This is a genomic window from Subtercola vilae (assembly GCF_004923255.1).
Taxonomy (GTDB): Bacteria; Actinomycetota; Actinomycetes; order Actinomycetales; family Microbacteriaceae; genus Subtercola; species Subtercola vilae.
Genome location: NZ_QYRT01000010.1, coordinates 94,765 through 107,980, shown reverse-complemented (window position 1 = coordinate 107,980; position 13,216 = coordinate 94,765). Strand labels below are relative to the sequence as shown.

Here is a 13,216-nt window from a genome sequence, read left to right as displayed (position 1 = left end):
GGAGGCGGGGGTGGGATCAGGAGGTGGGCGGCAGGGAGATGAAGACGTTCTTGGTGTCGGTGAAGGCGAGCGGAGCATCCGGGCCCAACTCACGACCGAACCCCGACTGCTTGAACCCGCCGAAGGGGGTCGAGTAGCGCACCGAAGAATGCGAGTTCACCGACAGGGTGCCCGATTCGACCGCACGGGAGACACGCAGGGCGCGGGCGAGGTCGGTGGTGAAGATCGATCCGCTGAGGCCGTAGTCGCCGCTGTTCGCGAACGCGATGGCGTCGGCTTCGTCGTCGAACGGGAACACCGAGACGACCGGGCCGAAGATCTCCTCGGTGGCTGCGCGGCTGGCGCGGTCGGGGGTGAGCACGGTGGGGGCGAACCAGAATCCGGGGCCGCCTGGCGCCGTGCCGCGAAACGCGAGGGTGTGGTCGTCGGGCACGTAGCTCTGAACCTTCGCTCGGTGCGCGGCCGAGATGAGCGGGCCCATATCGGTCTTCTCGCTCACCGGGTCGCCCACGGTGAACGCCTTCACGGCCGGTTCGAGCAGCTCGAGAAAGCGGTCGTACACGCTCCGTTCGACGAGGATGCGGCTGCGCGCGCAGCAGTCCTGGCCGGCGTTCTCGAACACGGCCGAGGGCGCCGAGGCGGCTGCCAGCTCGAGGTCGCTGTCGGCGAAGACGATATTGGCGCTCTTGCCACCGAGTTCGAGCGTGAGGCGTTTCACCTGGTCGGCGCAGCCCGCCATGACGGCTTTGCCCGTTCGAGTGGAGCCGGTGAAGACCACCTTCCGCACGTCGGGGTGCGACACGAACCGCGCGCCCACCACGGGGCCGGCACCCGGCAGTACCTGCAACAGCCCGTCGGGCAGCCCCGCCGCCAGCCCCAATTCTGCGAGGCGCAGCGACGTGCGCGGGGTGTACTCGGCCGGTTTCAACACCACCGCGTTCCCGGCGGCGAGCGCGGGCGCGAAACCCCACGAGGCGATGGTCATGGGGTAGTTCCAGGGCGTGATGATGCCCACCACGCCGAGAGGCTCGTGAAAGGTCAGGTCGATGCCGTTCGCCACGGGAATCTGCCGGCCGAGCATCCGTTCAGGGGCCGCGGAGTAGTACGTGAGCACGTCGCGCACGTGGCCGGCCTCCCAACGCGACTGGGTGATCGGATGCCCGGAGTTCTGCGTCTCGAGCCGGGCCAGATACTCGGAGTCGGCGTCGACTGCCGCGGCGAACGCGCGCAGGTGGGCCGCGCGCTCAGCCGGCGCCAGCCGTGCCCACCGCCGCTGGGCCTGCCGCGCGCGCTCGATGGCGTCGTCGACCTGCTCGAGCTCCAGGTGCTCAATCTGCTGCACCAGTGTCTCGTCGGCTGGGTTGATAATGCTGAAGCGGCTCATCCGTGCCCTCGTTCTGCGCTGTCGACCACTGCTGTGGAGTCGTTTTTTGCTGCAGAATCGGCTTTGTGCAGCAAATTTCGACTCCACGATGGGGCGGGGGCGGTGGGCGGTCGATTCGTGGGTGAGGCTGCGGCGCGGTCGGCGGCGAAGGTGCGAGCTGCCGAAACGAGGCCGGCGAAGAGGCGCAGGTCGTCGGGTGACTCTTCGGGGTGCCACTGTACGGCGAGCGCGAAGGCCGCGCCGTCGAGTTCGATGGCCTCGACGATTCCGTCGTCGGTGGCGGCGGTGACGCGGAGTCCGCGGCCGAGGCGGTCGATCGCCTGGTGGTGGTACACCGGCACGTCGAGGGTGAGGTGGTGGGCTGCAGTGGGATGGGCCAGGAGACCGGCCAGTCTCGAGGTGGGGTCGATGTCGACGCCGACGCGCGAGAAGGTGCCACCGCCGGCCTGGTAGCGGCGACTGCCCGCGAGGTCGGGGAGGTGCTGGTGCAGGGTGCCGCCGAGGGTCACGTTCAGCAGTTGGGCTCCGCGGCAGATGCCGAGAAACGGCAGCGAGCGTTCGAGCGCGGCCGTGAGCAGCGACTGCTCCCACGCGTCACGGTCGGGGCGCGGCTGGTCTGTAGCACTGTGGGCCGCCTGGCCGTAGCTTTCGGGCGCAATGTCTGTGCCGCCGGTGATGATGAGCCCGTCGAGACGGTCGAGCACGCACCGGGCGATTTCGTGCGAGGCCGGCTGCGGGGGCAGCAGCACGGCGATGCCGCCAGCACGGTTCACCGCGTCGAAGTACACCTTCGGCAAGAAGGCGGCCTGAACATCCCAGACCCCCGACTGCGCCTGCTCGAGGTACGTGGTGAGGCCGATCAGCGGGCGTGCGCCGCTGCCGCCGCCATTGCTGTCGTTGTTGCGGCTACCGTCGTTGTCGTTGTCGCTGTTGCGGCTACCGTCGTTGCACATCTCGCTCACAATCGCACAACGGGACGGTTCACGCGCAGCTCATTTCTAAAGGTAGCGCGAGCATACCTATAAACGCAGCGCCGCCGGGCACGTTGTGCACTGCGATTCTGCGATTCTGCGGGATGTTGGGGTGCGCATCGGCGTGTCAGACCGCCAAATTCGCGGCACAGCGCACACTGTAGCTAAGTAAGCGGCGTGAGAGGTGCTCAACATGATGGGATGGCGGCGGAAGGCGAAAGCCGAGCGCGAGAAATCGATCAGTTCGGAACGACTGTACGACCTCGTCAACCAGACCCTTCTGAGCAATTTCGGGCCTCTGGGCTCCTATGCGATCACTCGCCGCGAGGCATCTGACAGTGACGATATCTTTCACACCATGCTGGCATCCTCTGTTGCGCACAACATTGTGACGAGCCTCATCGAGCACAATGCCGTCGTGGTGACCATGCCGTCGGCGGTGCCGGTCTCACTGGCTCCGGTCGATGCTGTGCCCGTGTCGGCCGAACTCGCCGCCGCCGTCAACGCACCCTCGTATCTCCGGCCTGCCACGACGGAGGAGACCGTAGCTCCGGCGTGGGCGCCTGCCGCCGAGCTCGCCCTGGCCCACGCACACCACGCGGTAGCCGAGCACGCCTTCACCCATGCCGATCTCGCGGTCGCCGAACTCGCTCGCGCCGAAGCGGCCGCCGCCCAGCTCAGCCCGGCCACGTGGGCAGAACCCGCTCGCTCGGCCTGACGCCTGCACCGCTCCGCACCACCGCCACGCACCTCGCCCGCGCCAGCGCCCGCGAGCAGTGTGCGCAGGGCGCGCGCGGAGGCACCAGCGCAAAGCGCCTTAGATGCGCGGCCAGAACGTGGGGCCCTCAGAACCGGCAGGGTAGCCGTCGATGGGAACCTGGTCGTCGTGCCACGCCTTCACGACGGGGGCGACGATGCGCCAGCCCTCGACAGCCGAGTCGCCGCGCACCGAGAGCGACGAGTCGCCATCGAGGATGCCCGCCAGCACTTCGCGGTACGCCAACAGCTGCCCGTCGCCGAAGTGCGCGTCGAGGCTGATGCGTTCGAGTTCGTAGGGGTCGCCGGGCCCGTTGATGTTGATCTCGAGCGACATCTCGTCAGGAGCCAGGAACACCCGCAGCACCGTGGGGTCGTTGTGCCCCTTGAGCCCCACCGGCAGCTGCCGGGCGGCCCTGAACGTGATGACGATCTCGCGCCGTCGCTCGGCGAGCGCTTTGCCCGAGCGCAGGGTGAACGGGATGCCCGCCCAGCGCCAGGTGTTGATCTCGAAGGTGACCTCAGCGAGGGTCTCTGTCTCCCGCGACGGGTCGACACCGGCCTCGTCGACGTACGACGGGAGCTGGCGGCCCTGCACCTCGCCCGCGGTGTAGCGCGCACGACGGCTGGCCGCAATGGCGTCGCCCTGCCACACCTGGGTCGCCCGCAGCACGAGCTGCTTGGCGTCGCGCAGGTCTTTCGCGTCGAGGGTCGACGGCGGTTCCATGGCGACAACGGCCATGACCTGCAGCAAGTGGCTCTGGATCATGTCGACCAGCGCCCCCGCGCCGTCGTAGTAGCGCGCCCGCCCTTCGAGCGCGAGCTGCTCGTCGTAGATGATCTCGACCTTCTCGATGTGCTCGGCGTTCCACACCGGCTCGAAGATGCGGTTCGCGAACCGCAGGCCGAGCAGGTTGAGTACGGTCGAGCGGCCGAGAAAGTGGTCGACGCGGTGAATCTGCTCTTCGGGCACGAGCTTCAGCAGCAGTGCGTTGAGGTCGATGGCGCTCTGCTCGTCGGTGCCGAACGGCTTCTCGAGCGCGAGCGTCGTGCCCTCGGGCAGCTTCACCTTCTGCAGCGCGGCACAGGCTGCAGCGGCGATGGCGGGGGGCAGGGCGAAGTAGATCGCCGGCACCCCGTCGCACGCGTCGATGATCTTCTGCAGGTCGGCCGGCTTCGTGACGTCGGCCTGAAAGTAGTGTGAACCCTTCAGGATGCCCGCGACGGTGTCGCCCGTGGCATGCACCTCGGCGAATGAAGACGTGATGACCTCGTGCCACTTCGCGTCATCCCAGCTCTCGAACCCCGCGCCCACGAGCGTCAGGGCGCGCTCGGGCTCCGAGGTGAGGAGCTGCGCGAGCCCTGGGAGAAGCAGGCGCGACGAGAGGTCTCCGCTCGCTCCGAGAATGACGAGGGTGCCGATCAACTGACTCATGACATCACCCTAGGGCAGTCGGTTGGTGGCGGCCAGCCGGCTGTACCAGTGCGCGCTGTCTTTGGGCAGGCGCTCGAGCGTCTCGTAGTCGACCCGAACGATTCCGAAGCGTTTGGAGTAGCCGTAGCTCCACTCGAAGTTGTCCATCAGCGACCACACGAAGTACCCGCGCAGGTCGACTCCCTGCGAAAGCGCCCGGTGGGCCGCGGTGAGGTGCCGGCGCAGGTAGTCGATGCGCGGGGCGTCGTGCACGGCAGCAACGCGCGCACCCGCCGCACCCGCCGCGCTCCCGCCAACGTCAGACGAGACCCCGTCAGACGAGACCGCATCGTACGAGACAACATCGTCGAACGCCGCCCCGTTCTCGGTGATCATCAACGGCTGCGCCGGAAACTCGTCACGAACCGCGAGCAGCAGCTCTTCGAGCCCCGACGGCTCGATGTTCCACCCCATGTCGGTGTACGGGCCGGGTTGCTGCACGAACTCGACCCGGTCGGCGCCCGGCCACGGCGAACCGAGAGCGTCTCGGTGGCCGTCTGCGCTCTCGCGGGGGCTCACCCCATCCCACACGCGTACGAGGTTCGTCGCGTAGTAGTTCACCCCGAGCACGTCGATGGGCTGGTTGATGATGTGCAGGTCGTTGCTGAACACGAACGACCAGTCGGTGACGTCTTTCGTGTCTTCGAAGAGGTCGGCCGGGTACGCCCCGTGCAGCAGCGGCCCGGTGAATGCGCGATTGCCCAGGGCGTCGATCTGGCGAACGGCGTCAGCGTCGGCGGCGCTGTCGCTGGCCGGGCGCACCACGTGCAGGTTCAGCGTGATCGAGTACTCGGGGTCGTTCGTCGCCACTTCGCGCAGCGCCATGATGGCCAGCCCGTGCGCGAGGTTCAGGTGATGAACCGCCTTCAAAGCACCCTCCGGCGAAGCGAGCCCCGGCGCGTGGGCCCCCGAACCGTACCCGAGGTACGCCGAGCACCACGGCTCGTTCAGCGTCGTCCACGTGTGCACGCGGTCGCCGAACGCTGTGCCCACGATGGTGGCGTAGTCGCCGAAGGCTTCGGCTGTCGAGCGCACGCGCCAGCCGCCCTCGTCTTCGAGGGCCTGTGGCAGATCCCAGTGGTAGAGCGTCGCGACCGGTTTGATGCCGCGCGCGATGAGCCCGTCGATGAGCCGCGAGTAGAAGTCGAGCCCGGCCTGGTTCGCCTCGCCGCGACCGGTCGGCTGAATGCGCGGCCACGCGATGGAGAACCGGTAGGCCTGCAGGTTCAGCGACTTCATCAGATCGAGGTCTTCTTCGAGCCGGTGGTAGTGGTCGTCGGCCACGTCTCCCGTGTCGCCGTTGACGACGAGGCCGGGCGTGTGGCTGAACGTATCCCAGATGGAGGGGCCGCGCCCGTCTTCGTTCGCAGCCCCTTCGATCTGGTACGAGGCCGTGGCAGAACCGAACGTGAAGTCGGCCGGAAACTCAAGGCCGCTGTCTCTGTAGTCGGGCGAATTCGTACTCACAGTGTGAAAACTGCCTCTCCGTTTGTCGCAACAATCAGACGATCGTGTTCGACGACCCTAATGCTGAACGGCTGTGACGACGATGACGTCACGCGAACCTGTGAACTTTCGCGCTCGATCGTGAACTGTGCAGAACTCCCGTCGGGGTTCGTCACCGTCACTTCCTTCACGCGATCTGCGGATGCCCCACTCGGGTACACCAGCAGGGTCAGCCCCTCGAGGTAGTCGTAATCGGGCCTGTCGGTGCGAGCCCCCAGCGGCAGCACAGCGCCCTCCCGCACGTACAGCGGAACCGTGAGATACCCGTGCTGTTCGGTACGCCAGCCGCCGCCCACGACACTCTCTCCGGTGAAGTAGTTGGTCCAGAGCCCTGCCGGCAGGTAGAACGAAACCGAACCGTCGGCGGTGAAGACCGGCGCGACCAGAAGGTCAGCCCCGAGCAGGTACTGCGCGTCGAGATGAGCGGCGCCCCGGTCATCCGGAAACTCCAATTGGGTGGGCCGGAGAACGGGCACGCCCGTCGCCGAAGCCGCGAGGCCGGCGGAGTAGAGGTAGGGCATCAGCGAGAGCTTCAGCTTGGTGAAGACGCGAGTGACATCGACGGCCTCCTCATCGAAGACCCACGGCACGCGGTACGAGTCTGAGCCGTGAAAACGGCTGTGCGACGACAGCAGGCCGAAGGCGGTCCAGCGCTTGAATACCCCAGCGTCGGGCGTACCCTCGAAGCCGCCGATGTCGTGGCTCCAGAAGCCGAAGCCGCTGAAGGCGAGCGAGAGGCCGCCGCGGAGGGTCTCGGCCATCGAGTCGTAGGTCGAGGTCGAATCGCCACCCCAGTGCACGGGCAGCTGCTGGCCGCCGGCGGTGGCCGAGCGGGCGAAGAGCACGGCGTCGCCGACCCCGCGGGCTTCTTCGAGCACCTCGAACACGGCCTGGTTGTAGAGGTGCGTGTAGTAGTTGTGCATGCGCTCGGGCGATGAACCGTCGAAGTAGTCGACCTCGAGCGGGATGCGCTCACCGAAGTCGGTCTTGAATGCGTCGACGCCCTGGTCGAGCAGCACGCGGAGCTTCGACTGGTACCACTTCGTGGCGGCCGGGTTCGTGAAGTCGACGAGGGCCATGCCGGCCTGCCAGAGATCCCACTGCCACACGCTGCCGTCGGGGCGCTTCACGAGAAAGCCGAGGGCCGCCCCTTCGGCGAAGAGCTGCGAGCGCTGGGCGATGTAGGGGTTGATCCAGACGCAGACGTGAAGGTTCTTGTCGTGCAGGCGTTGCAACATGCCGGTGGGGTCGGGAAAGACCCGTGCATCCCACTCGAAGTCGCTCCAGTTGAATTCGCGCATCCAGAAGCAGTCGAAGTGAAACACGCTGAGCGGCAGGTCTCGTTCGGCCATCGCGTCGATGAAACCGTTGACGGTCTCTTCGTCGTAGTCGGTGGTGAACGAGGTGGTCAGCCAGAGGCCGTACGACCACGCGGGAACATGCGCAGGGCGGCCCGTGAGCGCCGTGTAGCGTTCGAGAATCTCTTTCGGCGTGTCGCCGTAGATCAGAAAGTATTCGAGCGATTCTCCGGGCACAGAGAACTGCACGCGCTCGACGTTCTCAGAGCCGATCTCGTACGAGACGTGCCCCGGGTGGTTCACCAGAACTCCGTAGCCGCGGTTCGTCAGGTAGAACGGCACGTTCTTGTAGGCCTGCTCGCTCGAGGTGCCGCCGTCGGCGTTCCACACATCGACCACCTGGCCGTTCTTGACGACCGGCCCGAACCGCTCGCCCAACCCGTAGACGAGCTCACCGACGCCGAGCGACAGCTGGGCGAGAGTGAAGGTGAGCGGATGCCCCTGCGCACTGATCGGGGTATGAGCGCTCGCTGCGGCCCGGGCGTTACCCACAATGCCGCTCGGTACCTCGGCATCCGCGGTGAGCTCCATGTGCGCGAGCGACTTGTCGCCGCTGGTCGTGAGCACACGCCCGCCGGCCGAGAATTCGAGGGCGAAGGGCGCCCCCTTCGACACCGTGGCGGTGAGGGCTCCCGAGGTGAGGGTTCCCCGGTCGCCGGTCACCTGCACTTCGCCGTGCCCCGCCTCAGCACCGACCAGGTCGAAGCCGAACTGGGGCAATCCACCCGTGAAATGTTCCACCTTCAGGCCGACGATGTTCGGCAACGGCGACGTGAGCGTCACCGTCAGCAGCGCCCGGTTCAGGGTGTCACCACGGGTCTGGATGACCTTGGTGGGCGCCGAGACGACAAGGGAGTTCTCGCCCGCTTCGAGGTCGTACACTTCGGCCGCGTACAGAGGGGTGACACCTGGCCGAAGCTGCCAGAAACCGTCGGTGAATTTCATGAAAGTCCTTTGCGTTGGTGCGTTTGCTGCTACTTGACCGCGCCGGCAGTGATGCCGCGGGTCAGCGTGCGCTGGAAGATGAGGAAGAAGACGAGGGTCGGAATCAGGCCGAGCAGTGCTGAGGCGCTCGTGGTCGTGACATCCATCAGCCGGTCGCCCTGCAGCACAGCGATGGCGACGGGCACGGTCTGGTTCGCATTGCTCACCAAGAAGGTGAGCGGGATGAGGAACTCGTTCCAGGTCCAGATGAAGAAGAAGATCACGATGACGGCAAGCGTCGGGCGGCTGATGGGAACAATGACGCGCCAGAGAATGGTCCAGCGGCTGGCGCCGTCGAGTGCGGCGGCCTCGAGGATCTCCTTCGGAAAGGTGCCGTACACGCTCGAAAGCAGGTAGGTGCCGAAAGCGCTCTGAATCACCGTGAAGATGATGATCACCGACCACACGTTGTCGTAGAGGCCCACCTGCTTGAACATGAAGTAGAGCGGGTAGAGCAGGGCCTCCTGCGGCAGAACGTTCGCCAGCAGAAACAGCACGACGATCCAGGTGCGCCCCCGAACGCGACCGATACCGATGGCGTAAGCGTTCAGCACCGAGATGACCACGGCGAAGATGGCGACCAGGCCCGAGATGAAGAACGAGTTCCAGAGCTTCTGGGGGAAAGCGACGCGGTTCCAGAAGTTGATGATGCCGTCGAAGTTGAGCGCTGCGGGCCACTGCAGCGGGCCGCCACTGGCGTAGTCAGAGGGCGACTTGAACGAGTTGATGAGAATGAGGTAGAACGGCACCGCAATGGCGAGGCCGACCACAATAGCGCCGGTGAGCAGCAGCCAATCGGCCACGGTGCGCTTGGATTTCTTCTTACGCGGAACGAACTTCGTGGTTCGCCCGATGCTGTCGATGGTGGCCATCAGCGCCCACTCTCCGCTCGTTCTGCCCGGTTCTGGACTTTGATGAAGAACACAGCCACGACGATGGTCACGATCGTGAGCGCCGTCGCGATGGTGGCGCCGTAGCCGACTTGCTGGCTCTGGAAGAACTCGCTGTACGAGTAGTAGCTGGGCACGATGGTCGCCGTGCCGGGGCCGCCACGGGTCAGCGTGTAGATGGGGCCGAACACCTTGAGCGCGGCGATGGTGCTGGTGAGCGTGACGACGAAGATCTCTGGCCGGATGATCGTGACGGTGATCGAGCGGAACCGCTGGAACCAGTTCGCCCCGTCGAGCTCTGCTGCCTCGTACAGCTCGGGGTCGACCCGCTGCAGTGCTGCCATGAAGATGACGACCGGGTAGCCCAGCTGCACCCACACCATGACGAACATGATGCTGAGAAGCGCCGTGTCGGGGCTGCCGAGCCAGTTGTGCTGCAGGCCCCCCAGCCCGACGGCGGAGAGCACGTCGTTGAGGGCGCCGTTGTCAGGGCGCAGGATCCAGCCGATCACGACGGCCGCGATGGCCACGGGCAGAATCTGCGGCAGATAGTAGGTGGCCCGCAGAAAGCTGGCCACACGGCCGCCGAACTTCTTACCGACCAGGTCGAACAGCATGGCGGCGAGAACCAGGCCGAGCAGCGTGGGAACGATCACCATCGCCACAATCATGGCGATGCTGTTGCCGAAACTGGTCCAGAACTTGGCGTCGCCCATGAGCTCGACCCAGTTGTCGAGACCGATGAACTTGGGCGGCTTGATACCGCGGTACGACGTGAAGCTGAGGTAGATGTTCCAGATCAGCGGGATGACCACGATGACGGTGAGCAGAACGAAGCCGGGAATCAGGTAGAGCCAGAAGCCGCCCCCGCCTTTTCCGCTGTTGGGCAACAACGACTCTTCATGCACCCGGGTCTTCTTCACTCGGGTGGTGCTGACTGTCGACGGCTTCGTCGACGTCTCTATCGTCGCCATGGCTCTGCCTTTCAAAATGACAACTGGATGATGAACAGAGGGCTCGGGGGAAGAACCGCCGATGAGCGGCGCCTCCCCCGAGTTCTGCTAACCCTTTTTGATGGTGTCGACGCCGGTCTGGTACTGGCCGCCGATTTCGGTGAGGAAGTCAGCGGGCGTCTTCGATCCGTTCACGAGCTCCTGCAGGCCGCCGTTCAGCTGGTCGTAGAAGGTCGGGGTGGGCCAGTCGGGGTAGAACGCCAGACCGTCGCGAGCCGTGAGCGTGTTGAAGTTGTCGATCAGCTCTTTGCTCTTCGGGTCGGTGATGTCACTGGCCGTCGCGGCGACAGGAATGCCACCGTTGTTGCCGATCAGGGCCTGGATGGGCGCGCTCATCGTGATGTCGATGAACTTGTAGGCCAGGTCTTTGTTCTTCGAGTTCTCAGGCACGACCCAGAGGTTTCCGCTCGAGCCCGGCGCCATTGTTGAACCGGGGAACAGGAACGATGACCACTGGAAGTTCGTGATCTCCTTCGTGAAGCGGCCGTACCACCACGAACCCGAGTAGAAGATCGGGTTCGTTCCCGCCTCGAACGCGGTACCGGCGTCTTCGGCCTTCAGGCCGGTGACACTGCTCGAGATGTAGCCCTTGTCGACCCAGTCTTTGATCGTGTTGGCTGCGAAGGTGAAGTCGGCGTCGTGGAAGTCGACGGTGCCGGTGTACGTCTGGTAGTCGGTGACCCACTTGCGCGTCGCGTTCGACAGGGCGAGCTGGTAGAACAGCTGGCCGAGCGGGTACTCGGCGGCCGATTCGGCCAGCGGCGTGATGCCGTTGTCTTTGAACGTCTTCAGCGCAGCCTCGAACTGGTCGAAGGTGGTGGGAACCGTGATGTTGTACTTGGCGAACATGTCTTTGTTGTAGTACACGTCGACGAACTCACCGTAGTTGGGAATGCCGTAGTAACTGCCAGAGCCCATGATGCCCTTCTCGTCGTACTTGGCGGTGGTCTGCAGCGACGGGGCGAGTTTCTTGTCCCAGCCGTAGGCCGCAACAGCGGAGTCGAGGTTTGACAGCAGGCCCTGGCTGGCCAGCAGGCCGGCCGTCGCGTTGCCCTTGTTGTACTCGAGAATGTCGGGGGCCGCATCCGAGTTCAGCACCTGGCTGGCGGTCGAACGGATCCCCTCGAAGCTCTTCGCTTCGAACTTCACAGTCGCGCCGGTCTCTTTCTCGAATTCGGCGATCGACGCCTTCCAAGCGATGCCCATTGCGCTGGTGTCGTCTTCGTAGTCCCACAGGGTGATCGACTTGCCCTTTCCGTCGGGGCTGGTGTTCACACTGTCGGTGCTGCTCGAACTGCTCGAACCGGCCGAGCAGCCAGCGAGCAGTAGTGCGCTGGCAGCCATGATGGCTCCCGCGGCGAGAAGTCTCGTGCGCATCAAATACCTCCTTGTAAGTGAAGCGGAGGCCCATGGTGCTGGGCAGCCACTCCGATGCCATTTGTTTACATCCACAACATACGCAATGTCCAGGTCATTTTGCAAGAGCGATTCCGGATGCCCGCGACACCTTCACGCGGCTTGACCCCGGTAATCGCAGCGAACGCGCGAATTTTCGCCGACATGGTGTCGCGTATCGAGATTAGTTTGTTACAAACACAAACAACCCGAAGCGGGCTCGACGAAGGCTCGGTGACGGCTCGGCGCGAGACTAGACCGACAGAATTGCGGCCGGATCGAACAGGAGTTCAGAGAACACGAGCTCACCCGCCCCGATCAGAAGCTGCTCCGCACCGAGCACAGCCGGTGCGATGACGAGATGCTCCCGCGACGCCGCGATCGACTCGTTGGCGACGGTCGCGATCGCATTCTCACCCTCACCGACCAGGGCCGACAGAAATCCACCCACGATCACGAGGCTCGGATTGAACAGGTTCACGGCGTTGCGCACGGCGATGCGAAGCAGTGCGCGGTCGTGTTCGACGAGGGCTGCCACCCGAGCGTCGGTCGACGACGCGACCGCCTCGACCAGCAGGTCGGCCTGCGAGGGGTGAAGGCCCACCGACTCGAGCAGTGCCGCCTGCGTGACCTCGGCTTCGAAGCATCCGGTGGCCCCACACGGGCAGAGAGCACCGTTTGAGGCGACGAAGGTGTGGCCGAATTCAGAGGCGTACCCCTCGGCGCCCACCAGCAGCTGGCCCCCGATGATGACGCCACCGCCGATGCCGCTGGCCCCTCCGATGAAATAGACCAGATCGTCGACTCCCCTGCCGGCACCGAAGACGCCCTCGGCGCGCATGCCCAGCTGGGCTCCGTTGGCCGCGACCGTGCGGTATCCCGTTGCCTGGGCCATCATCTCGGTGAGCGGTTCGTCTACCCAGCCGAGGTGGTCGGCGCTTCGCACCTGGCCGTCGCTGAGGCGCACCAGGCCCGGAACAGCGAGCCCGATGCCGACAACCCGCAGTTGGCCCTCTTCGCCCGCCAGCAGCCCGGCAACGGCCGCGCGAGTGATCTCCACGACCTCGTGAGACGACGGTCCCCCGCCTGTCTCGATGCGTACGCGCTTGATCAGCAGCCCGCCCAGACTCACGAGGCCCACGTGAATGGCGTCGACCTCCGGGTTGACGGCGATGGCGACGACCGAGCGCGACGGATGCACGATGGGGCTCGGGCGACCTGCGCGGTTGCCCGGGCCGATCGCGGGCATGCTCTCGTAGACGAGTTCGAGGTCACGCAGTTCACCGACCAGCACGCCCACCGTCGAGCGGTTGAGGCCGGTCAGCCGGGTCAGCTCCGCCCGCGAGAGATGGCCTTCGCGGTGCACAAGACCCAGGATTCGGGCGAGGTTGGTGCGCCTGAGTTCTTCTGTCGTGCCGCTCGCTACGCCGGGCCGTTGCGGGAGGTCGGCTGGCTGGGACATGTCACGACCCTACCGGGCCGCCG

Annotated in this window: 10 protein-coding genes; 1 reads left to right on the top strand and 9 read right to left on the bottom strand. The window is 65.6% G+C overall.

The window, feature by feature from the left end; genetic code table 11:
* Positions 1 to 16: 16 nt before the first annotated feature.
* Together D4765_RS07535 and D4765_RS07530 are read right to left on the bottom strand one after the other, a co-directional pair.
* Positions 17 to 1,384 (bottom strand): aldehyde dehydrogenase family protein, encoded by a 1,368-nt coding sequence (locus D4765_RS07535; protein ID WP_136641673.1) that lies wholly within the window; start codon positions 1,382 to 1,384, stop codon positions 17 to 19.
* Positions 1,381 to 2,337, bottom strand: a complete 957-nt coding sequence (locus tag D4765_RS07530; protein WP_136641672.1) for a gamma-glutamyl-gamma-aminobutyrate hydrolase family protein — start codon at positions 2,335 to 2,337, stop codon at positions 1,381 to 1,383. Before D4765_RS07530 ends, D4765_RS07535 begins: the two co-directional genes overlap by 4 nt.
* A 211-nt stretch (positions 2,338 to 2,548) precedes the next feature.
* On the opposite strand from D4765_RS07530, the gene D4765_RS07525 reads away from it, so the two are divergent.
* Positions 2,549 to 3,073, top strand: coding sequence for a hypothetical protein (locus tag D4765_RS07525; RefSeq protein ID WP_136641671.1), 525 nt, complete (start codon positions 2,549 to 2,551; stop codon positions 3,071 to 3,073).
* 99 nt (positions 3,074 to 3,172) lie between these two features.
* On the opposite strand, the gene D4765_RS07520 is transcribed toward D4765_RS07525, so the two are convergent.
* The 7 genes from D4765_RS07520 to D4765_RS07490 all read right to left on the bottom strand — a co-directional run bounded on the left by D4765_RS07520 (position 3,173) and on the right by D4765_RS07490 (position 13,193).
* On the bottom strand, positions 3,173 to 4,546 hold the full coding sequence (locus tag D4765_RS07520; RefSeq protein ID WP_136641670.1) for a glucose-6-phosphate dehydrogenase: 1,374 nt from the start codon (positions 4,544 to 4,546) through the stop codon (positions 3,173 to 3,175).
* Between the two features lie 9 nt (positions 4,547 to 4,555).
* Entirely contained in the window at positions 4,556 to 6,052 is a 1,497-nt protein-coding gene (locus D4765_RS07515) for a glycoside hydrolase family 1 protein (RefSeq protein ID WP_136641669.1), read from the bottom strand.
* Positions 6,049 to 8,394 (bottom strand): alpha-xylosidase, encoded by a 2,346-nt coding sequence (gene yicI, locus D4765_RS07510; protein WP_136641668.1) that lies wholly within the window; start codon positions 8,392 to 8,394, stop codon positions 6,049 to 6,051. The genes D4765_RS07515 and yicI overlap by 4 nt, the downstream gene beginning before the upstream one ends.
* A 29-nt stretch (positions 8,395 to 8,423) precedes the next feature.
* Positions 8,424 to 9,305, bottom strand: coding sequence for a carbohydrate ABC transporter permease (locus tag D4765_RS07505; protein ID WP_136641667.1), 882 nt, complete (start codon positions 9,303 to 9,305; stop codon positions 8,424 to 8,426).
* Complete coding sequence (locus tag D4765_RS07500) at positions 9,305 to 10,297, bottom strand: carbohydrate ABC transporter permease (protein WP_136641666.1); 993 nt, start codon at positions 10,295 to 10,297, stop codon at positions 9,305 to 9,307. The genes D4765_RS07505 and D4765_RS07500 overlap by 1 nt, the downstream gene beginning before the upstream one ends.
* Positions 10,298 to 10,384: 87 nt before the next feature.
* The gene (locus D4765_RS07495; protein ID WP_136641665.1) at positions 10,385 to 11,713 is read right to left on the bottom strand and encodes an ABC transporter substrate-binding protein; all 1,329 of its coding nucleotides are present in this window, start codon (positions 11,711 to 11,713) and stop codon (positions 10,385 to 10,387) included.
* A gap of 271 nt (positions 11,714 to 11,984) precedes the next feature.
* Complete coding sequence (locus D4765_RS07490; protein ID WP_136641664.1) at positions 11,985 to 13,193, bottom strand: ROK family transcriptional regulator; 1,209 nt, start codon at positions 13,191 to 13,193, stop codon at positions 11,985 to 11,987.
* Positions 13,194 to 13,216: the final 23 nt, after the last annotated feature.